Source organism: Acinetobacter lwoffii (genome assembly GCF_024129855.1).
Classification (GTDB): Bacteria; Pseudomonadota; Gammaproteobacteria; order Pseudomonadales; family Moraxellaceae; genus Acinetobacter; species Acinetobacter lwoffii_L.
Window position 1 is genome coordinate 1 of sequence record NZ_JAMXXC010000009.1, and the last position, 22984, is coordinate 22984.

Genomic DNA, 22984 nt, shown 5'->3' on the forward strand with positions numbered 1-22984 from the left:
AAAGTTAAATCCTGTGCTTGACTCTTGTGGTTAAAAACAGGACATTTTAAATGGTTTATCGCATAGACATTTTAATTGGTGAATAACATCTCTATTTTATTTTATATAAATCATATTTTTATAGTCAAATAAAAAGTCTAACTTAGCTGAATCGGGCTTTTTTAATAATTTACCAAGTTTCACGCCTATTATTTGAGCAAAGTTCCACGATTTTGTTCAATTTTCATAAACATTATCCTATTTTTCATAATTCATTATTACATCTAATAGAACCGAAATTGGTACATAAAAAATAGGGGAGTTGGTAATCATAAAGAAAGAAAAATAACATTCTATATGTCGCAAATGACAAATAATGAATCGTCTAACAGAATTCAACCTTTAAAATTACAATCCTATTTTTTTGGCAGAGTTGCTTTAAAAAGCTTGAATACTTCTACTTAATTTAATTTTTATTGAAGTAGGTCACATAAATATTAAAAAATATTTTCTTTATAAATCAAATATATTTGAGCATATTTATAAAACGCTGCACAATGAAATTAAAATATTTGGCATAAATCTAAGATTGAGATTTGTGCAGTTGTGCATTTCCGGGGGAAAAGATGTTCACGGCAGAATTGTTGGACGAAGCAAAAAAATTCATGCATCACATGCTGACTAAGGTGGTGGAATATGGCGGTTCAGATTTATTTATTACGGCTGATTTTCCACCGAGTATTAAACATCAAGGCTTAATGAAACCTTTTGGACAGCAGGAACTCACAGCTGAAAAAACCAAGCTGTTTGCCTACAGTCTGATGAATGATAAACAGCGTAAAGAATTTGAAACTGAACTTGAGTGCAATTTTGCCATCACCGTGCCAGGTGTTTCCCGTTTTCGGGTCAATGTGTTTGTACAACAACTTAATGTTGGCATGGTGATTCGTACCATTACTGCAGAAATTCCAAATTTCCAGAAGCTGAAATTACCGGAATCTCTGAAACATGTGATTATGGAAAAACGTGGACTGGTATTGGTAGTCGGAGGAACAGGTTCCGGTAAATCAACTTCACTCGCAGCCATGATTGACTATCGAAATGAAAATTCAGCCGGGCATATCATTACCGTAGAAGATCCGGTTGAATATGTGCACAAGCATAAAAAATCCATGATTACTCATCGTGAAGTCGGAGTGGACTGCCATTCCTGGCATAATGCGCTGAAAAATACCTTGCGTCAGGCACCAGATGTGATTCTGATCGGCGAAATTCGCGATACTGAAACCATGGAACACGCGATTGCTTTTGCTGAAACTGGACATCTGTGTCTGGGAACGCTGCACTCGAACAATGCCAACCAGACTTTGGACCGGATTATCAACTTCTTCCCGGAAGAACGCCGGAACCAGCTATTAATGGATTTGTCATCCAATATGAAGGCGATCATTTCACAGCGTCTGATTCGTACTCAAGATGGTAAAGGCCGTCGTGCAGCGATTGAAATCATGTTAAATACGCCACTGATGTCTGACCTGATTTTGAAAGGTGAATTCCACGAATTGAAAGCGATTATGGCGAAATCGCGTGAACTGGGCATGCAGACCTTTGACCAGGCCTTATTTGACCTGTATAACCAGGGTGAAATTTCTTATGAAGAAGCCTTGCGCAATGCCGATTCGACCAATGAACTGCGCTTACAAATCAAGCTGAAAAGTAACCGACAGGACACTACCGTAGCCACAGAGGCAACCCAATTCACCATGATGCAAGAGCCAAAAGCGGAAGAGAAACAAGCAGAGAATACTTCGGTGTCAGAATAAATATTTGCTCAAAAAATCACAGGCAGAATTTTCTGCCTGTTTTTTTATTGATCTTATTTATTATTCGATTCAATCCATAAAACTAGACGGTTTTACGTTGCACCACCAGCTTAAAATAAACAATACTGCTTAAGGTTAAAATACCGCATAGCATAAAAGCAAACTGATAACTGTAAGCTGCAATGATGGCACCAATCAGTAGTGAACCGATGGCAATACCCAGGTCATAAAACGTATAAAAAGTTGAAGTTGCATAGCCAATTCGATGCTTGGGCGCACATTGAATCGCCAAAGTTTGAATACACGGCTGCACACTACCAAAGCCCACACCAACCATGACTGCAGCCAGCATAAATCCCCATAAGCTCTGAATCTGGCTCAGTAAAAATAAACCCGAACTAAAAGCCAGCAATGCCGGATAAATCACATATTGCGGGCCTTTACGATCATAAATCTTTCCGGTGATCGGCCGTAAGCTCATCATGGAAATCGCAAAAACCACAAAGAATAAACCTGCATAGGCCATTAAATCCTTGCTGGCTGCGAAGGGTGCGATAAAAGACATGATGCTCGCATAAGAAAAAGAAATCAGCATGGCCAATACTGCGACAGGCAGCACTTTCTTTTCCACAAAATCTGTCAGCTCAAGCGAGGTTTTCTTATTGGTATTTTTGATGATTTTTTCAGGTTCTTTGACCGGAATCAAAAAACAGAAGGCAAATCCGATAAAAACCAAGACGATCAATAGCATACTGACCTGAAAATAAGACCAGTATTCCATCAGGCTTAGACCTATTAACGGACCTAAGACAATCCCCAGATTAACCGACATGACAAAATAGCCCATGCCTTCACCTTTACGCTGCTCCGGAATAAACTGGTTCACAACAGGCACGCAAACTGTGGTCAAGATACTGAACCAGATGCCATGTAAGAAACGGATGATAAACAGAATCGTGACTTGATCTGCCAACAGATAAGTAAGTGAAAACAGGCTAAAGAACACTTCAGAAATAATCAGGGTTCTACGTACCCCAAATTTTTCGATAATTAAACCGCTAAAAGGTCGCACAGCAATGGCAGACACCATAAACAAGGTCATGGCCAGCCCCGCCTGGGTCAGGTTGCCGCCTAATTCTTTTAAGATATAAATCGGCAAAATTGTAGTTTGTGCAAAATAGAAAATAAATAAAAACAGATTGTTGGCCAGACAAAGGATAAATGACTTGGTCCATAATAGCGTTGCAATGGCGTTCATGATTTTCCTAAAATGATATGCTGTAAGACGCTGGGTTCAGCATGGGAAATTATTGTTATAAATAAGCGCGACCTATTCAGGAGCGAAGCAGATATGAGCAAGACTTTAAGAAAAATAAGTGAAAAATACAATGATATTTCATGATAAATACATGAAATTTAATTTGAACTGGAAAATACAACGACTGATCTATAATAAAAAATCAGCCCGGAGGCTGATTATCTGAATCTTGGATCAGCTTAGAGTCCAGCTTCATATTCTGTGTTGGAGAGCAGTTTTTCGACATCGGCCATATTGTCCGGCTTGATTTTATAGATCCAGCCTTTGCCATATGGGTCATCATTAATGAAATCTGGATCATCTTCAAGATCAGGATTGATTTCAACTACTACACCAGACACTGGTGCATGAATATCGGAAGCTGTTTTTACTGATTCAACCACGCCAGCTTGTTCGCCCGCAGTAATATGTGAATCAAGATCTGGTGCTTCTACATAGACTAAATCGCCTAACGCATCCTGTGCATGGTCGGAAATACCGGTCACAACAAGATCACCCTCAATGCGCACCCATTCATGTGTACTTGCGTACTTTAATTCTGCAGGATGATTCATTGATAACTCCTTAAAAATCTTAAGATCATTTTTGACATGTTTTATACATTCTTTTTAAGCAAAACAAAAGGCTTATGCTCCCTTATAAATAAGGATCTTTGCGCCAGTTGCTCGGGCTGCGACCACTCCAGCGTTTAAACGCCCGGCTAAAATTGGCCACATCACTATAACCCAGTTCATCGGCAATCTGTTCCAAGGTAAAATCTGTCCGGGATAATAACGAGGTAGCATGCCGGTAACGCACTTCATCAACAAGGGTAGAAAATGAGGTGCCTTCAGCCGCCAGTTGACGTTTTAAGGTGCGGTCAGACATATGTAAGCGATCCGCCACACTTTCAATACTGAGATAGTGTTGCTCAGCATGGGTCAAGATATCACGGACACGCATGGCAATCCGGTGCCGCTCACCCAAGGCAGAAAGTTCTGTTTCACACTGGTTAATCGCAATCTGGCTGGCAATTGGATCGGCATGTACCAGCTTATTCATCAGGTAACTTTTATCAAAACTTAGAATTAAATGTGGTTGTTCAAAACGGAATTGATGGGTGGGGAACTTTGCCATAAAGCGTTCAAAACCTTCCGGTTTTTTAAAATCAAAATCGATTTCTCCTGTCGCATCAGTAACACCTGTAATGGCCTTGGCCATACTGATCAGTCCAATCATCAAGGCAATGGAAATTTCGGTGCGCAGAGGTTCAAGCTGAATATCGGTTTGCAGCTGTACCGTGGCTTTGGCACCAAAGGTTGAGAAAAACAATTGCAGGAAGGGTAAACGGAGTTGAATAAATCGGTTCGCCAGTACCAGCGCATCGGTAATATTATTCGCCGTCATAATGGCATAGCCAATAAAGCCATGAATCGAGATTCGCATCTGTGTGCCGAGATGATAGCCCAAGGTCGGTTCGCCGGTCAGTTTCAGGGCATATTTGACCAGTTCATTGGCAACAGGGGTGGGAATACGAAAATCAGGATCTGCCAACTGTTCACTGGTCAGGCCAAAAGGTTGGAAAAGCGACTCATTGTTATAACCCCAGCGGGAAATGACATCGAGAAGCAGGAGACCGTAAACACCTGGAATTCCTTGGTCTTGGCGTGGAGCAATTGTTTTCATGCGCGATCCGTTGCATTCATTCAAATTTTTTTATTTATAAATAGATATTGGCATGAAGCCGCCAAATTTTTCATTAAAATTGTTGGACAAAATTTTGGCGATTGTGACTCTGCCACTGGCAGATTAGCCTGAATTCAGCATTAAAATCAATTTAAACCACATAATTTTATTGATGAAATTAAAATTATTTTATTGAACCGGTCACATCTCTGCATTGGCTGGCTCAGGGCAAGAAGATTGTCTAAGCATTGAATAGGGCTTCATCAGAGAGCTTTCATAACTAGAGAGTTATGTCATTTCATTAAAATACCAGATAGATGGCAACTTAAGGTTCATCTGTATAGAAGATTTTACAAAGAAAGGTCTGGGCAAAGTTTTCCTTTTTCCAGACCTGTTCAATATTAAGGACGAGCAAATCATCAGAAGTTTTGAAATCTTCTAGACATTATATTATTCGTGATCTTTTGATGCTTTGACCTGTTGCTGAATCAGCATGCCGCCAGTTTGACGCTGCCAAAGCTGGGCATAGATACCATTTAATGCCACCAGTTCATCATGCGTGCCTTGCTCGGCGATTCGACCCTGATCCAGCACAATCAGACGATCCATCTGGGCAATGGTCGACAGGCGATGCGCAATGGCAATCACGGTTTTACCTTGCATTAAGTCGTCCAGACTGTTCTGAATGGCGGCTTCGACTTCAGAATCCAGCGCACTGGTCGCTTCATCCAGAATCAGAATCGGCGCATCTTTCAGGAATACACGTGCAATTGCAATTCGCTGACGCTGTCCGCCGGAAAGTTTCACGCCACGTTCACCGACATAGGCTTCATAGCCTTTTTTGCCACGCAAATCCGTCAGATTGGGAATAAACTCTTCCGCTTTGGCTTTACGCACAGCTTCAAACATCTCTTCATCAGTCGCATCCGGACGACCATATTTAATGTTTTCCGCGACCGTGCGATGTAGCAGCGAGGTATCTTGAGTCACTAATGCAATGTTCTTGCGCAAACTGTCCTGAGTGACCTCATCAATATCCTGACCATCGATTAAGATACGACCCTGATTGATATGATAAAAATGCAGCAACAGTTGAATCAAGGTAGATTTCCCGGCACCTGAACGGCCGACAATACCAATCTTTTGGCCTGGGCGAATGGTCAGATTAAACTGATCAATCACGTTTTTATCATTATAGGCAAAGCTGACATTTTCGAATTTGATTTCACCATGATTGAGCTGTAGCTCTTTGGCACCCGGTTTATCTTCAATGGCAATTTTTCGGCCTAAAGTTTTCATACCATCCTGAATGGTACCGACATTTTCAAACAGGGCAGAGGTCTGCCACATCATAAATTCGGCAATACTGTTCAGTTTCAGTACCATTGCCGTGGTTGCAGCAATAATGCCCAGCTCGGCCTGACCTTCCATCCACAGCCAGATCGCGGTACCCAGTACGCCACCATATAACACTACACTCAGCAGTAAAATACTGATTTCGTATTGGGCACCCAGACGCATCTGTTTATATACCGTTACCATAAATTCCTGCATAGAGGTCTTGGCATACTGGCTTTCACGACCGGCATGAGCAAATAGCTTGACGGTCTGAATATTGGTATAGGCATCCGTAATACGCCCGGTCATGACGGCACGAGCATCCGCCTGGGCATTGGAAATTTTGCTCAAACGCGGAATGAAATAACACGCTGCACAGATAAACAAGGCTAGCCAGACCATCAATGGAATGATCAGCAAGGGTGAAATTGCACCCAAAACAATATTGATGGTGATGAAATAAATCAGCACATAAGCCAGCATGTCACCCAGAATCACCCAGAATTCGCGTACTGCCAGAGCGGTTTGCATGACTTTGGCCGATAATCGTCCGGCAAAATCGTTGTGGAAAAAATCCAGGCTTTGTTTCATCAGCAGATTATGAAAGCGCCAGCGTAAATGCATCGGGAAGTTGCTATACAGAATTTGATGCTTAATCAGTGATTGTGCGCTGGCGAAGAAAATATTGGCCAGCAGAACAATACTCAGTAAGGTTAAATTACTGGCATGTTGCTCCAGAAAAGTATCGGGCTGGCTTTTACTGAGCCAGTTCACCAGCTCACCAATTTTTGAATACAGTAAGGCTTCGAAGCTGGCAGCACCGGCGGTACACAGCACCAGAATCAGTAAATAACGGCGGACTCCATAGGCTGCCTGCCAGACAAATGGAAAAAACTTGGTCGGTAAAGGTTGATTCAGATTTTTGGTGGGATAGGGGTCAACCAGTCTTTCAAGCCATCGAAACATTATCGTACTCTTATCATGCATTTTGCTTTTCGGGAATTATAAAGGATTCTGTTTTTTTAAGCCCGTAATTGGGTGAAATTGCCACAAAATGATTCACTCAATTAAAACTTAGATTATAAAAATTAAACTAAAGCCAGATTTATGCCAGTCAGGATCTAAACAGATGAGGAAATAAAAAAGCCTGAAATGCAGCAGCATCTCAGGCTTGAGATTGGATGACTTGTGTTTAAGTAATAATGGAAGACGGTTGAGTAAATGCTTCCTTTAAATCAAGACCTGAAGGCGCTTGATACACTTTTAAACCAAATTCCGGAATAATCGCCAGCAGATGATCCATGATATCAGACTGGATATTTTCATACTCCACCCAGGCGGTGGTATTGGTAAAGGCATAAATCTCTAGCGGTAAACCCTCACTGGTTGGCTGCAATTGGCGCACCATCAGGGAATGATTTTTACTAATGCCCGAATGCTGTTGCAGATAAAACTCTACATAAGCACGAAAGGTTCCTAAATTGGTAAGACGGCGCTGGTTATATTGCGAATGATGGCTCAGTTGCAGGTTAAATTGTTCCAGTTCCTCTGATTTGGTATTCAGGTATTGATCCAGCAAAATAAAATTTTTCAGCTTATTCTGTTCTTCAGCCGACATAAAATGTACGCTGCTTTGATCAATATGAATCGAGCGCTTGATCCGGCGCGCACCGGCTTCCTGCATACCACGCCAGTTTTTAAAGGTATCCGTCACCAGTTTATTGGTCGGAATCGTGGTCACTGTTTTATCAAAGTTCTGTACCGTAATGGTATGTAATGACATATCAATGACATCGCCATCCGCGTTCAGCGAGGGCATTTCGATCCAGTCGCCAATACGCACCATGTCATAGGATGAAATCTGAACCGACGCCACCAGCGACAAAATGGTATTTTGAAAGACCAGCATCAACACCGCGGCCATGGCACCGAAGCCAGCCAGCAAGGTAAAGACATCCTTTTTCAGGAAAGTGCCGAGAATCATCAGGCCACAGACAATAAAGATAATCAGCTTGACCAGCTGCAAATAACCTTTAATCGGTTTGTTACGTGACTTGGGATTACGCTGATAGACCAGGTTAAAAATATTCAGTAATTCACCAAGAGCTAAGGCAATCGTCAGGAAAATAAAAGCCTGTGCCCCCATTTGCACAAAGGACTCAACCTTGTCAGATAAATGCGGTACTGTGGTAATCCCGTTCATGATCACTACTGCGGGAACAATATTGGCAATCCGGCGAATCACGCTATGCTCAGCAAAAATCTGATTATTGGCAAAAGGCATTCTGGAAATCAGTTGACGTATTCCGCGTACCACAATCTGTTTGGCAAATAGATTGGCAAGAATCGCCAGTAAAATCACAATACTCAGTGAAGATAGCATTTCCAGCCATGGGTACTGATTTGCCCATTCTTGAATATTCCGAATAAAATTAAACTGTTCCAAACGATCTTTCTCTTCAATCAAAAATTTAGATCAAGTTTATAGGTTTGGATCAGATTTTTTAATATTGGATAACTTTTTAAAACATATCTATTGGTGCAAATCGTTCAATAAAAGTGCCTACAAATAAAAAACCGGCGACTTCGCCGGTTTATGATCTTCGATATTTCAGTAATGATATCGCGATGCTTACCACATCAAGTCATCAGGAATAACATAAGCTGCATATGGATCTTCTTCATCGGTGGTTTCTTCATTTTTCTCTGAATTATTCACAATGATAAAGCCCTGCATTTTCGCATTGATACGATCTGCCAGAGCTTTAGGCAAGAAAGCATAGCTGTCATTTTCACGTGCAATCACCAGACTGCCTGTCACCAGTGCATTATAGATCTGTTGGTTTAAATAGACCTTTTTAATTTTGCTGTCATCAATAAACTGATACACCGCATCGCCGTCAGTATCACGGATTTTGTGCTGATTAATCATTTGCATGATTGCGGCTTTGAGTTCTTTTTCCTGCAAAGCTGCTTTTTTCTCTTGCTCAATCGCCTGATCTTTAGCCATTTTTTGCTGTTTGTCTTGTTCAATCTTGGCCTTGATTTCAGCCTCGGTACCGTCACCGGTGCGTTTTTCATGCACAGCCTGTTTAGACAGTTTTTTGGCTTTTTTATTATCGACCAATCCTGCCTTTAACAATTGTGCCTGCAATGCATTTTTAACCATGAGAATGTCCAGATATTAGTCGTGTTGATGTCGATAACGTAAATAAATCACCCAATACGTGAGACTGAGAACCAGACTCAGCACTGCCGGGATCAGGAATGCATTTAATTTTAAATAAGGATATAGCCAGCTGGCAAGAATGCCGCCGCTTAAAAAACCGAGCAAAATAAGCAGATGCAAAACCACGCGTCGTGATTCTACCTCCAAACCGCGCAAACGGTAGCCCATCGCCAAGCCGAGGTCGGTCAGTACGCCAGATAAATGCGTGGTGCGAATAATGGCGCCTTTATAATGGCTGACCATGGCATTTTGCACACCCATGGCGACACAGGCCCATAACAAGGCATAGCGCGGGAAATAGGGCAATAATAACCAGCAGATCAAAATAAAAATAGCCACCAAGCTTAAAGGGTAACCATAAAGCTGCCCCAGGCGAAAGTGACTATTTCCAAGAATGAGCCCGCTATAGGATGAACCAATGACATAGCAGAGTGTGACCAGAAAGAGATACAACATCTGTTCTGGTTGCCAGTTCAGCAGGGCCATGGCCAGCATACTGACATTACCGGTCATATGTGAAACAGACTGGTGCAGTACCGTCACCAGACCCAGGACGTTAATCATGCCGGCATTGACCGCAAGAAAAAACGCCCCTAATTGTATCCAGGTAGGTAAACGCTGTAATGGCATAACAACATCATTGGCTAAACATATTGATTAATCAATATAAAATCAATTTGATGCGCGGTCTACTGCTGTAGTAAATAAAACATCGGTCGATGAGTTTAGCGCAGTTTCAGTAGAGTCCTGCAATACGCTGATGACCATACCAATCGCAACGACTTGCATGGCGATATCCGAAGAAATACCAAACAGGCCACATGCAACTGGAATCAGTAACAATGAACCGCCTGCAACCCCTGAAGCGCCACATGCCGAAACGGTTGCCACCACAGAAAGAATGAGCATAGTGCTGAAATCGACGCTAATCCCCAAAGTATTTACAGCCGCCAATGACAATACAGTAATGGTCACAGAAGCACCTGCCATGTTGATCGTAGCACCCAAAGGAATTGCGATACTTGAAGTTGATTCCTTGACGCCCAGACGTTTTGCCAAGTCCAGATTGACTGGAATATTGGCTGCCGAACTACGGGTAAAGAAAGCGGTAATGCCACTTTCGCGCAAGCAAGTGAATACCAGTGGATACGGGTTGTTGCGTGTCATTAAGGCAACCAGAAGCGGATTAATTACCAGTGCAACGAAAACCATCGTTCCGAGCAACACAGCAAGTAAATGTACGTAACTGGTCAGCGTATCCAGACCAGATTCAGCAAAAGTCACTGCGACCAGACCAAAAATACCCAAAGGTGCAAAGCTGATCACTAAACGAATCACATAATTCACTGCAAAGGCTGCATCATTCAAAAGCGTTTTGGTGCTATCCGATGCATGACGGAAAGCGATGCCTAATGCCACTGACCAAGCCAGGATGCCAATAAAGTTTGCTTCAGCAATCGCAACAACCGGGTTGGCAACAAAGCTGAGCAGCAAATTCTTCAGGATTTCTACCAGACTGCCAGGCGGCTGCAAGTCAGCTTGTGCAGCAATATCCAGGAACAGCGTACTTGGAAATAAGATACTTGAAACCACAGCGCTCAGCGCAGCAAGGAACATACCAACCGCATACATCAGCATAATCGGTTTGATGGCAGCGTTGGATTGGCCCACCTTAAAATTCGCGATAGAAGCTAACACTAAAATGAAAACCAGAATCGGTGCAACAGACTTCAAGGCTTTAATAAACAGGTCGCCCAATAGGCTTAATGAGGGAGTAGCTTCGGGAAATACCACAGCCACACCCACACCTAAAATAATGGCGATGATGATTCGAGAGACTAAGCTCATGCGCATAAGGGCAGAAAACATAAGGTTGCCTTGTGAAAATTACGAGGGCTAAATTTGGGAAAAAGTTGCGCTATTTTATACTTAATTTAAACAAGGCTTAAAATATATTTTTATATAAAAACCAAGATATTGATATTGTTGATTTATTCTAAAACTAATTGCTCTAAAACAGCGCTTATATTGAAGAAAAACTTCCTAAAATGATGAATAAATCAGCGCTTTTAAAATTATATTCATGAAATAAATATCAAAGTTAAATAGATAAATTCAAATTATATTTGAAAATTCAGAAAAAACTGCACTTATGACCAGCTGGAATCTCCGGCCATAAGTTCCAGTATCTGCTGTTTTAAATCGTATAATCTTTATGCTGCTCGAAGATCTCTGGCGCCAGGTCCTGAATCGCCTGAAAATGGGTCAGATAAATGCGCCCGCTCAAATGCGTCATCAATTTAGAAGCTTGCAGCTTGTCCATGACCGGACCTTTGACTTCGGCAAAATGCAGGCGAATATCCAGTTTGGCCAGTTCCGCATTTAAATCTTCCAGCATTTCCAAGGCACTCAGATCAATCGCACTGATGCTGGAACAGTTAATAATCACATGTTGCAGCTGGTCATTCAGGCTGATCGCATTGATCAGATAACCTTTGAAGCTATTGGCATTCAGAAACGTCAGATTCTCATCAATCCGTAGTGACAGCACCCGGTCGGAGGTACTGACCTGATGACGCTGAATATTGCGAAAATGCTGGGTGCCTTCCACCAGACCGACAACCGCAATATGCGGCCGGCTGATTCGCCATAGCATCAGCACAAAGGTCGAGACGATCCCAATAATCAAACCGGTCGAAATATCAATCAGGACCACGCCGAGAAAAGTAATCCACATGGCAAGACCATCTGCCTTGGAATAGCGCCAAGCATCAAAAAATGGCTGGAAATTAACCAGCTTCCAGATGGAAACAATAATCGTCGCGGCCAGAATGGTCAGCGGCAGGTCTTCAAAAAATCCGGTAAAGAACAGACTCACGAAAATAATCAGAATCGAGGATAAAACACCGGCCATGGGCGATTTAGCACCGGCATCGGCATTCACCACCGTCCGCGACAGGCTGCCCGTTACCGGAAAAGCTGAACTCACGCCTGCACTGATATTGGCCAGGCCGAGTGCAATCAGTTCCTGATTACTGTTTAAATGACTGCGTTGCTGTAAGGCTGTCGCTTGAGCAATCGACAAGGATTCCACAAAACTGATCATGGCGATCATGCTGGCACCCGGTAGCAAGGTCATCACCAGTTCCCAGTTCCAGTGTGGAAAGGACAAGGGCGGAAAACCGGAAGGAATTGCACCGACCGTTTTAATGCCCTGAAGCTTTAAATCCAGAAAGACAATCGCCGCAATCCCGAGGCATACCAGAATCAGGGGCACCGCACGTACCAGAAAATCTGTAGAGCCGATCCGGCTTTGTACCGCCTGAGATTTTAATAACTTGGGCAGATAGATCAGCAGACCCATAGAGAGCAGGCCGAAAATCAGGCTCGGCACGTGCAGCAGCGGGAAATATTGCAGCAGACTGCTGGCAAACTCCGGAAGGTTATTGGATTTTAAAGGAAGATCGACCAAAAACTTTAACTGCCCAAACGCAATCAATAAGGCAGAGGCAATAATAAAGCTTTGAATCACGGGATGACTGATCAACTGGATCAGAAAACCAAAACGGAATAATCCCAAAAGCAGGGAAATAATCCCGACCATCAGTGCCAATAAAGTCGCAGCTTCAATATAGACTGGTGAGCCGACTTCAAAAAGTGGATTGAGCGTAGCAAAAGTCATCATGGAAATGATGGCTACCGGGCCAATCGATAAAGTCGAACTCCCACCGAGCAGCGCATAAATGATCATCGGCAGGATGCTGGCATATAAGCCCATGATCGGCGGCAATCCTGCCAGCATGGCATAGGCCATCCCTTGAGGCACCAGCATCGCCACCACAATCAGGGCGGCTAGCACATCGGACTTAAATTTGACCGGCGTATAGTGGCTTAACCATGCCCAGGCAGGCAGTTTATGCAGAAGTTTAGACTTGGAATTTGGCATAAAAAGGTCTAAATCACAAATATAGATATATTATGCACAAATTCTGCTAAGAAGTCTTAGCTGATCTAGCTTCTTGATGATTCATGTTTAAAATGAATCATCTGGGTCAGTCACGTATCATTCGAAAACTTATGATCGTGATCTTAATGATTTAAAACGACATCAATAAGAGTTTAAAGAAATTCATCTTGATGACTGAAAAAAGAAAGATTCTTTATTTAGCTGGATTGCCGCAATACAATAGATAAAGGGTATTTAAGACCACAATCAAATTTTGATCTTTAATTGAATAATAAATCTGTTTGCCATCGCGCCGGGTATCTACCACATCGCTTTTACGCAGCATCATGAGCTGTTGGGAAAGAGTCGGCTGTTTAATCTCAGTTATTTCCTCAATTTCTGAAACATTCAGTTCCGCTTGAGACAGATGACATAAAATAAGAAGACGGTCGGTATTGGCCAGAGATTTTAAAATGCCAACGACCTGTTCTGCTGAATCGCGCATAGTCGTGATTTCAAAATCGGTTTTCATTCAATATGTCCATTATAAAGTTACAGCCCGCTAATTATACGGGTCTTAGCCCGTAATACCTTGCTAAAAACAGTTAAGTTTTATGGTTTTTAATGAATTGAATTATCAATTAAAATTATATTTTAAATATTGATAGATAAGATAAATTTATTGCATAGTGCAGAAAGTATTTTAGTTCACATTCGTGCAATGAAGTGCAAGTTTCATCAAACATCTACAAAGCAAAAAAATGCTTGTATGATGTTTAAGCGACTTGAACCAATAACATAAGGGATATCATCATGAGTACAGATTCAGCTTTTCCAACACCGAATAATTTAGGTATAGCGGTTTATAGTAATAATGCAGACGCGATTGGAAATACACCGCTTGTTCGTATTAATCGTGTGATTTCCGATCCTGCCACTGTACTTGCGAAAATTGAAAGCCGTAATCCGGCATTTTCAGTCAAGTGTCGTATAGGTGCAGCGTTGATTAATGATGCTGAAAAATCTGGCAAGCTCAAACCCGGTATGCATATTGTCGAGCCAACCAGCGGTAATACCGGGATTGCATTGGCTTTTGTTGCGGCAGCCAAAGGTTATGATATTACTTTGACTATGCCTTCAAGTATGAGTATTGAACGCCGTAAGGTGGTGAAAGCATTGGGTGCCAATCTGGTACTGACTGATCCGGCCAAAGGCATGAAAGGCGCGATTGAAGAAGCACAACGTCTAGTCAATGAAAATCCTGAACTGTACTACCTGCCACAACAGTTTGAAAATCCGGCCAATTCTAAAATTCATGAAGAAACTACGGGCCCAGAAATCTGGGAAGCGACTGCGGGCAATGTCGATATTCTGGTCGCAGGTGTCGGAACGGGTGGAACCATTACCGGTATTTCACGTTACTTTGAAAAAGTGAAAAACAAACCTTTATATTCAGTGGCGGTGGAACCTGCTGAATCTGCAATTATTGGTCAGGCGAAGCGTGGTGAAACCCTAACCCCTGGACCGCACAAAATTCAGGGTATCGGCGCCAACTTCATTCCAGGTAATCTGGATCTGGACCTGGTCGATGAAGTAATCGCCATTAATAGCGCAGATGCAGTCGAATGGGCACGTAAAACAGCAGCTCAGGAAGGTATCCTGGTCGGCATTTCAAGTGGCGCGGCTATGGCAGCAGCGGCACAATTGGCGGCTCGCCCTGAAAATGCCGGTAAAAATATTGTGGTGATTTTGCCAGACGGTGGTGAACGTTACCTGTCTTCGATCTTGTTTGAAGATATTTCTGCCGAATAACATTGATGCATTTTATATTTTAAACACTGTTAGACAAGCCCGAAGTCATCTTCGGGCTTTTTATTGGGTAGTTTTAAATCGCAGCAGGACGCTGCATTATTTTTAAAATAGTCAGATGAAGGACTTGACCTTACCATGATGGGAATGTTTAAGCTATAACATCAACAGTGAGTTGAGGCATGGAGATGGGCATGGTAGAACAAGACAGCAACCGCTTATATGAGCAGCAGGTGCAGATTGGCGGTATGACCTGTGCCTCCTGTGTCGCTCGGGTGGAAAAAGCCTTGAAAAAAATTGAAGGCGTGGTCGAGGCGTCTGTCAATCTATCGACTGAAAAAGCTTTTATTAAAAGCCAGCAGCCGATTGCTGCCGCTGCGCTGGTTCAAGCAATTGAAAAATCCGGTTTCGATGTACCGACGCAACAGTTTGATTTGAACATTGAAGGCATGACCTGTGCATCCTGTGTGGCTCGCGTAGAAAAAGCCCTAAAAAAAGTGGAGGGCGTGCTGGATGCACAAGTGAATCTGGCCACTGAAAAGGCGCATGTGAGTGCGATTAATTCCGTACCATTGTCCAAGCTGACTCAAGCCGTACAAAAAGCCGGTTTTGATATTCAGAGCGACCGGATTGAACTGACGATTGAAGGCATGACTTGCGCTTCATGTGTGGCACGTGTGGAAAAAGCTTTATTAAAAGTAGAAGGTGTCAGCGAAGCACAGGTCAATCTGGCCACCGAAACTGCCTGGGTGAAGGCCTCGCATGCCCAGATTCCGGCCTTGATTGCTGAGGTGGAGAAAGCCGGTTATCAGGCCACCATAAAATCTGGTAGGGATATGTCGACAGATAGCCATGATGCTTTTCAGGAAAAGAAAGCCAATGAAACGGCACAACTGAAACGAGATTTATGGATTGCAGTCATTCTGACAGCGCCTGTATTTATTCTGGAAATGGGTTCACATCTGATCCCAGCTTTTCATCATTTTATTGCCCATACGTTGGGAACCCAGAACAGCTGGTATCTGCAGTTTGTGCTGACCACTTTGGTGCTGATTATTCCGGGACGGCGTTTTTATCAGCATGGGATTCCGGTATTGTTACGCTTGGCACCGGATATGAACTCGCTGGTGGCCGTTGGAACCATTGCCGCCTATGGCTTTTCCTGTATTGCGACCTTTTTTCCGGAGCTGTTACCGCAGTCCACTGTGCATGTGTATTTTGAAGCGGCCGCCGTTATTGTCGCGCTGATTTTACTGGGGCGTTATCTGGAAGCCAAAGCCAAAGGTAAAACCTCGGAAGCGATTCAGTATCTGGTGGGCTTGCAACCGAAAACGGCACGGGTAGAACAGAATGATCACTGGGTTGATCTGGCAATTTCCGATGTGCAACAAGGAATGTTGATTGAAATCCGTCCGGGTGAAAAAGTCGCTGTCGATGGTGAAGTCGTTACCGGACAAAGTTATATTGATGAAGCGATGATTAGCGGTGAGCCTTTACCCGTGGCCAAACAGGCCGGTGATCAGGTGGTCGGCGGTACGGTAAACCAGAACGGAACCTTGCAAATCAAGGCGACTAAGGTCGGCCAAGATTCGGTACTGGCGCAGATTATTCAGATGGTGGAACAGGCACAAGGCTCAAAACTGCCGATTCAGGCTGTGGTCGATAAAGTGACTTTATGGTTTGTTCCGGCTGTTATGGCACTGGCGGCCCTGACCTTTATGGTCTGGTTCCTGTTTGGGCCTGAGCCGAATCTGACCTATGCATTGGTAAATGCAGTCGCCGTACTGATTATTGCCTGTCCATGTGCGATGGGACTGGCGACTCCTACCTCAATTATGGTCGGAACTGGCCGTGCAGCAGAACTGGGCGTGCTATTCCGTAAGGGCGAAGCATTGCAGTTATTGCAGCAAACCAAAGTCGTCGCGCTGGATAAAACTGGAACCTTGACTGAAGGAAAACCGCTTCTGACCGACTTTGAAGTTACAGCAGATTTTAATCAGCAAGAGGTATTACAGCTAGTCGCTTCAGTGGAGGCTAAATCTGAACATCCGATTGCCCACGCTATTGTTCAGGCTGCCCGTGAGCAAGAACTGCAACTGAGTGAAGTGACGGATTTTGATTCGATTACCGGTGCTGGGGTCAAAGCACAGGTGTCCGGTCAGCAGCTGCATATTGGTGCAGAACGTTTGATGCAGGACTTGGGCTTAAATGTCGATCTGTTTAGAGACACTGCACAAAAGCTCGGTGATCAGGGCCGCAGTCCTTTATATGTAGCGATTAATCAAAAGCTGGCTGCAATTATTGCCGTAGCCGATCCGATTAAACCGACCACTTATAGCGCGATTCAGGCCTTGCATGACCAAGGCCTCAAAGTGGCGATGATTACCGGGGATCACCAGCATACCGCACAGGCGATCGCCAAACAGTTGAAAATTGATCAGGTGATTGCGGAAGTCTTACCACATGAAAAAGTCGATGCAGTACGACAACTCCAGCAGCGATACGGCGTGCTCACTTTTGTCGGGGATGGAATCAATGATGCACCGGCATTGGCACAGGCCGATGTTGGTATGGCGATTGGTACCGGCACCGATGTCGCGATTGAAGCTGCTGATGTGGTGCTGATGTCAGGCAATTTACAGCATGTAGCTACGGGCATTGGTTTAAGCCAGGCAACCATGCGCAATATCAAACAGAATCTGTTTTGGGCCTTTGTCTATAATATTGCGTTAATCCCGATTGCTGCAGGTGTGCTTTATCCATTTTGGGGCATCTTGTTATCGCCAATGTTTGCCGCAGTTGCGATGGCATTTTCCTCCGTGTTTGTGGTTAGTAATGCCTTGAGATTAAGAGCCTATCAACCGGTGCAGTTTAAGGAGTCAGTATGATGAATATTGGTCAGGCCGCAAAACGGTCCGGCATCTCTGCAAAAATGATCCGTTATTATGAAGAAATCGGCTTGTTGCCCGCTCCGAAACGCAGTGATACAGGTTATCGGGTTTATAGTGACGCGGACATTAGAACCTTAAGTTTTATCCAGCATGCACGTGAACTGGGCTTTTCTTCAGAGCAGATGAAAGAATTACTCGGCCTGTGGCTGAACAGCTCACGCCAAAGTAGTGAGGTCAAACAGTTGGCACAAAAACATATCCAGTTTTTACAACAGAAAATTGCCGATATGCAGCATATGCTATTAATTTTACAGCAATCGGTTGAGCAGTGTGCCGGCAATGAACAGTCTGATTGCCAGATTTTAAAACAGATTGAACAGGGTGTCGGAACTGAACAGCACTGACATGCGCTGTATTCACATCAATTTTTAAACCGATCCTATGGAGCTAAACATGAAATTCCGTATTGAAAATATGACTTGTGGTGGCTGCGCGCGCAGTGTCACGGCTACGATTAAAGATCTGGATGAAAATGCCACTGTGAATATTGATGTGGCGACTAAGCTAGTTGAAGTTGAATCGACAGTCAATGAGTCTGAGATTGTGGCAGCTTTAACCGAAGATGGTTTCCCGCCTGTGGCAGCCTGATCATTGTCGAGTTAGATTGCGAAAGTGATCTTATGCACTCATACAGCCAAATAAAAAATGCCTGATTGAATCAGGCATTTTTTATTCTAGTGATCATACCGATGAGATTTTATCTGGCGTCATCAGCGCCTGATTAATATACAGCTTAATCAAACGTTCGCGTGATCCAATCGCTTTTTGGTAATTGGTCGAATTTAATAACAGCGAAGCGCCATAGGTGACTGTCCAGATATAAGATAAATAATCGCGAATCGACATGGCACTTTCTAAAGCCACCAGATAATCATGGGTGATGTCTTTAATCCGGATAATCCGTTCTTCACGAATACGATAAAGCTCCTGAAATAACTCTTTCAGATTTTTTTCGTTATTGGTTAAACGCTCTTCAATGACATGTAACAGGATGGTTCGGTTCGAATTGAGCATGTGATAGAGCATATATTGTGAAACATAATTTTTAATATCGTTATTATGCTTTTTTGATATTTCTAGAATTCTTTTTTCATTCAGAATAATCAGTTCTAAATATAACTGGTTCTTGCTTTTAAAATGTTTGTAGATGGTTCCTTTTGCGATGTCCAGTTCACTGGCCAGCTCACTCAGGGTAATGTCCTGATTATTATCCAGTAGCAGGCTTTCCGCCATGCTGAGGATCTTCTCTTTACGAAGAAGGAAGTTCTGCTGTCTTACAGTCGTCATCTTCTTGGTCCATACTTTTCGAAAAAGAACCTTCCAAGAATATGCAATTTTGCACGCGATGGCTATAAAACTAAGGTCGTGATATTTATCTCATTTTGTATATTTATGCAGCAACTGGTGACAAATAAAAATAGCGATGCTGAGCAGACAGAAATATTGTCAAGAAAACTGAACCCTAGAGATCAACTTTGCTAAATAAAATTCCATTTTCAGTATAATTATTTTATTGTTTCAGCGCACGAAGCTAAATCCTTTGACTGTTTTAAACCCATATTCATCAGGGTTTAGTACGGAAAGTAGATCAATATTAAGCTGGTATATTCAGTTACTCATACTGAACATGAAGACGTGATTTTCAATGCAACTTTATGAATCTAGATATAGATTTAATACTGCAAGAATTGGATATCACAATTTTAAAATGGCTTGTTTGTATTCTAATGAAAATTAGAAAATATTTAGCAACAGGATTGAGTATCACCCTTTAAGGAATTTAAAAATGCCGATTTATAATGCGCCGCTAAAAGACATGGAATTTATTTTAAATGATGTATTCCAAGCGGAACAATTTTGGCAAGGTAATGAAAATCTTGCACATTTAGATATGGCGACGGCAAATGCAATTCTGGAAGAGATGGCCAAATTTTCCAAGAATGTTATTCTTGACCTGAATCGTCCTGCTGATGAAGAAGGTGGTGCTCAGTTTAAAAACGGTGAGGTGACTACGCCGGCTGGTTTCAAGGAAGCCTTTAAACAGTTTGCCGAAGGTGGCTGGGTAGGCTTGGGTGCTCCTGAAGAATGGGGCGGACAAAACATGCCGAAGATGCTCACGGTTCTGGCGGATGAAATGATCTGGAGCACCAATCCATCTTTTATGCTTTATCCACTACTCACTGTGGGTGCAGGTATGGCCATCAATGACCGCGCCTCACAGGAACAGAAAGAAACTTATTTACCAAAATTCTATACGGGTGAATGGTCGGGCACCATGTGTCTGACTGAACCACATTCCGGCACAGATCTTGGCATTATCAAGACCAAAGCTGAACCGAATGAAGATGGTTCATATAATATTACCGGTACCAAAATTTTTATTACCAGCGGCGAGCATGATCTGAGTGAAAATATCATTCATCTGGTGCTGGCAAAAACTCCGAATGCACCAGCAGGTTCACGTGGTATTTCATTATTTATTGTGCCGAAATTCCTGGTCAATGCAGATGGATCACTGGGTGAGCGTAATGCAGTATCTGCCGGTTCAATCGAACATAAAATGGGAATTAAAGGCTCGGCGACCTGCGTCATGAACTTTGACGGCGCCAAGGGCTATATGGTTGGCAATGAAAATGAAGGTCTGGCCGGCATGTTCGTGATGATGAACTACGAACGTTTGTCTATGGGAATTCAGGGCATTGGTGCAGCAGAATTTGCCTACCAGAATGCGGCACAATATGCGACGGACCGTTTACAGGGCCGTGCATCAACTGGTGCAAAATCTCCAGAAAAACCAGCCGATTCAATTCTGGTGCATGGCGATGTACGCCGTATGCTGCTCAATGTACGAGCCAACAATGAAGCTTCGCGTGCGTTTGCAGTGTATGTGGGTCAACAACTGGATATTACCAAATACTCAACCAACCCTGAAGCCGTGCGTAAAGCGACTGACCGTGTGGCCTTGTTGACGCCAATCGCCAAAGCTTACTTAACCGACAAGGCACTGGATTCTGCACTGGAAGCACAAATGTGCTTCGGTGGTCATGGCTATATCCGTGAATGGGGCATGGAACAGTGTATTCGTGACCTGCGTATTTCACAGATTTATGAAGGCACCAATGGCGTGCAGGCGATTGACCTGATTGGGCGTAAAACCACCAAATGTAATGGTTCTTATATCGCGGAATATATTGCTGAAATCCGTGAATTTGCACAAAATTTAGATGATTCATTGACGATTAAAACGGTGACATTAGAGACCTGTCAGCAACTCGAAGACATCACCAGATTCATCGTCGAGCAGTCTAGACTGAATCCTGATTTCGCTAACGCGATTGCTGTCGATTATTTACATGCGGTAGGGTTGCTCAGCTTTGTCTATATGTATGCGCGGATTAGCAAAGCTGCTGCAGCCAAAGACGACAGCTACTTCCAGAACAAACTGGTACTGGCCAATTACTATGTGGCCAAAGTACTTCCGGATTTGAGTGCACGAATTCAACGTATTCAGGCCGGTGCGGAACTGGTCATGCAGTTGCCTGAAGACTATTTTACCGCACAGGCTTAAACCGCAATGATTGCGAAGGACCAACACTGTAGAGCTTCGGCTGTGCAGTGTGGATAACAATGATGAAAAAGGATGAAACTAAAATGATCGTAATTGTAGATGCAGTACGTACCGCGATGGGCGGTTTTCAAGGTTCACTTTCAAGCTGTACCGCGCCGGATTTGGGTGCTGTGGCAATTAAAGAAGTGGTGGCACGTGCAGGATTGGCGGCCAATGATATTGATGAAGTGATCATGGGCTGCGTACTGCCAGCCGGTTTAAAACAGGGTCCGGCACGTCAGGCCATGCGTCAGGCAGGTCTACCGGATTCAACTGGTGCGACCACCATCAATAAAATTTGTGGTTCAGGCATGAAAGCCGTGATGCAGGCAGCAGATGCGATCAAGGCCGGTTCAGCAGAGATTGTGGTTGCAGGCGGGATGGAGTCGATGTCAAACGCACCCTATTTAATGGACAAGGCACGTGCCGGTTTCCGCATGGGACATGGCAAAGTCATTGATCACATGTTCCAGGAAGGTCTGGAAGATGCTGAAACAGGTCTGTCGATGGGAATTTTGGCTCAGGAAATGGCGGATAAAAAAGGCTATACGCGTGAGCAGCAGGATGACTATGCGATTGGCTCATTAAATAAAGCCGTGACCGCCGTCCAGCAAGGTTTCTTTAAAGATGAAATCGTGCCGGTCACTGTCAGCAGCCGTAAAGGTGATGTGATAGTAGAGCAGGATGAGCAACCTTTAAATGCCAAGGCTGATAAAATTCCAACTCTGCGTCCAGCGTTCAAAAAAGACGGCACCATTACTGCGGCAAATGCTAGTTCAATTTCAGATGGTGCTTCAGCATTGGTGATCACCTCGAGCGAAATTGCTGCACAGCGTAACTTAAAACCGCTAGCTAATATTCTGGCCTATGCCAGCCATTCGCAGCATCCGTCAGAATTTACTATTGCACCTGTTGGTGCGATTGAAAAAGTCCTGAAAAAAACCGGTTGGGATGCTCAGGAGGTTGACCTTTGGGAAATCAACGAAGCGTTCGCCATGGTGACCATGTTAGCCATTGATGGCTTTAAACTTGATCCAGCAAAAGTGAACATTAATGGCGGTGCCTGTGCACTTGGTCATCCATTGGGTTCTTCTGGCTCTCGTATTATTGTGACCTTGATTCATGCCTTAAAACGTACTGGCGGTAAGAAAGGTATTGCATCCTTATGTATCGGTGGTGGGGAAGCGACTGCGATTGCTGTGGAACTGGTTTAAGCCCATCCTAAATCGTATATTCAGTTAGCGAACTAAATACTGATTCATTCAAAAGTTGCTGCTCTTGGTTCGCCAGGAGCAGGGATTCTTTAAATCATATTAATT

At 43.4% G+C, this 22984-nt stretch carries 18 protein-coding genes; 7 read left to right on the top strand and 11 right to left on the bottom strand.

Going from position 1 to position 22984, the window contains the following annotated elements; translation table 11 throughout:
* Positions 1-605: 605 nt before the first annotated feature.
* Positions 606-1802 (top strand): PilT/PilU family type 4a pilus ATPase, encoded by a 1197-nt coding sequence (locus tag NI465_RS08685; protein WP_005251952.1) that lies wholly within the window; start codon positions 606-608, stop codon positions 1800-1802.
* Between the two features lie 82 nt (positions 1803-1884).
* Here NI465_RS08685 and NI465_RS08690 read toward each other — a convergent pair whose 3' ends face one another.
* The 10 genes from NI465_RS08690 to NI465_RS08735 all read right to left on the bottom strand — a co-directional run bounded on the left by NI465_RS08690 (position 1885) and on the right by NI465_RS08735 (position 13830).
* Entirely contained in the window at positions 1885-3060 is a 1176-nt protein-coding gene (locus NI465_RS08690; protein WP_253145022.1) for an MFS transporter, read from the bottom strand.
* 239 nt (positions 3061-3299) lie between these two features.
* A complete protein-coding gene (gene gcvH / locus NI465_RS08695) occupies positions 3300-3674 on the bottom strand; it encodes a glycine cleavage system protein GcvH (protein WP_004280423.1) in 375 nt (124 codons plus the stop codon).
* Positions 3675-3756: 82 nt separating this feature from the next.
* Positions 3757-4785, bottom strand: a complete 1029-nt coding sequence (locus NI465_RS08700; RefSeq protein WP_004731146.1) for an AraC family transcriptional regulator — start codon at positions 4783-4785, stop codon at positions 3757-3759.
* Between the two features lie 450 nt (positions 4786-5235).
* Complete coding sequence (locus NI465_RS08705) at positions 5236-7089, bottom strand: ABC transporter ATP-binding protein (RefSeq protein ID WP_253145024.1); 1854 nt, start codon at positions 7087-7089, stop codon at positions 5236-5238.
* A gap of 226 nt (positions 7090-7315) precedes the next feature.
* Positions 7316-8569: a mechanosensitive ion channel family protein gene (locus tag NI465_RS08710; RefSeq protein ID WP_034619144.1), complete on the bottom strand. Its 1254-nt coding sequence runs from the start codon at positions 8567-8569 to the stop codon at positions 7316-7318.
* 186 nt (positions 8570-8755) lie between these two features.
* A complete protein-coding gene (locus NI465_RS08715) occupies positions 8756-9292 on the bottom strand; it encodes a DUF2058 domain-containing protein (RefSeq protein WP_005251947.1) in 537 nt (178 codons plus the stop codon).
* Positions 9293-9307: 15 nt separating this feature from the next.
* The gene (locus tag NI465_RS08720) at positions 9308-9982 is read right to left on the bottom strand and encodes a YoaK family protein (protein WP_005251946.1); all 675 of its coding nucleotides are present in this window, start codon (positions 9980-9982) and stop codon (positions 9308-9310) included.
* 42 nt (positions 9983-10024) lie between these two features.
* Positions 10025-11221: a serine/threonine transporter SstT gene (sstT, locus tag NI465_RS08725; RefSeq protein ID WP_224216630.1), complete on the bottom strand. Its 1197-nt coding sequence runs from the start codon at positions 11219-11221 to the stop codon at positions 10025-10027.
* Positions 11222-11549: 328 nt separating this feature from the next.
* Positions 11550-13298 (bottom strand): SulP family inorganic anion transporter, encoded by a 1749-nt coding sequence (locus NI465_RS08730; RefSeq protein ID WP_253145026.1) that lies wholly within the window; start codon positions 13296-13298, stop codon positions 11550-11552.
* Positions 13299-13512: 214 nt separating this feature from the next.
* Positions 13513-13830 carry an ArsR/SmtB family transcription factor gene (locus NI465_RS08735; protein ID WP_253145028.1) on the bottom strand — a complete coding sequence of 106 codons (318 nt, stop codon included), beginning with the start codon at positions 13828-13830 and terminating at the stop codon, positions 13513-13515.
* A gap of 281 nt (positions 13831-14111) precedes the next feature.
* On the opposite strand from NI465_RS08735, the gene cysK reads away from it, so the two are divergent.
* From cysK to NI465_RS08755, 4 genes are all read left to right on the top strand, one after another.
* Entirely contained in the window at positions 14112-15110 is a 999-nt protein-coding gene (gene cysK / locus NI465_RS08740) for a cysteine synthase A (RefSeq protein ID WP_253145030.1), read from the top strand.
* Positions 15111-15295: 185 nt separating this feature from the next.
* On the top strand, positions 15296-17995 hold the full coding sequence (locus NI465_RS08745; RefSeq protein ID WP_253145032.1) for a heavy metal translocating P-type ATPase: 2700 nt from the start codon (positions 15296-15298) through the stop codon (positions 17993-17995).
* The gene (cueR, locus tag NI465_RS08750; protein ID WP_253145080.1) at positions 17995-18402 is read left to right on the top strand and encodes a Cu(I)-responsive transcriptional regulator; all 408 of its coding nucleotides are present in this window, start codon (positions 17995-17997) and stop codon (positions 18400-18402) included. The genes NI465_RS08745 and cueR overlap by 1 nt, the downstream gene beginning before the upstream one ends.
* 49 nt (positions 18403-18451) lie before the next feature.
* A complete protein-coding gene (locus tag NI465_RS08755; RefSeq protein ID WP_004647056.1) occupies positions 18452-18646 on the top strand; it encodes a heavy-metal-associated domain-containing protein in 195 nt (64 codons plus the stop codon).
* A 93-nt stretch (positions 18647-18739) separates the two neighbouring features.
* Here NI465_RS08755 and NI465_RS08760 read toward each other — a convergent pair whose 3' ends face one another.
* Entirely contained in the window at positions 18740-19345 is a 606-nt protein-coding gene (locus NI465_RS08760; RefSeq protein ID WP_004280405.1) for a TetR/AcrR family transcriptional regulator, read from the bottom strand.
* Between the two features lie 499 nt (positions 19346-19844).
* Here NI465_RS08760 and NI465_RS08765 point away from each other — a divergent pair, with 499 nt between their 5' ends.
* Together NI465_RS08765 and NI465_RS08770 are read left to right on the top strand one after the other, a co-directional pair.
* The gene (locus NI465_RS08765; RefSeq protein ID WP_253145033.1) at positions 19845-21626 is read left to right on the top strand and encodes an acyl-CoA dehydrogenase C-terminal domain-containing protein; all 1782 of its coding nucleotides are present in this window, start codon (positions 19845-19847) and stop codon (positions 21624-21626) included.
* Between the two features lie 83 nt (positions 21627-21709).
* The gene (locus NI465_RS08770; RefSeq protein WP_253145035.1) at positions 21710-22879 is read left to right on the top strand and encodes a thiolase family protein; all 1170 of its coding nucleotides are present in this window, start codon (positions 21710-21712) and stop codon (positions 22877-22879) included.
* Positions 22880-22984 lie beyond the last annotated feature (105 nt).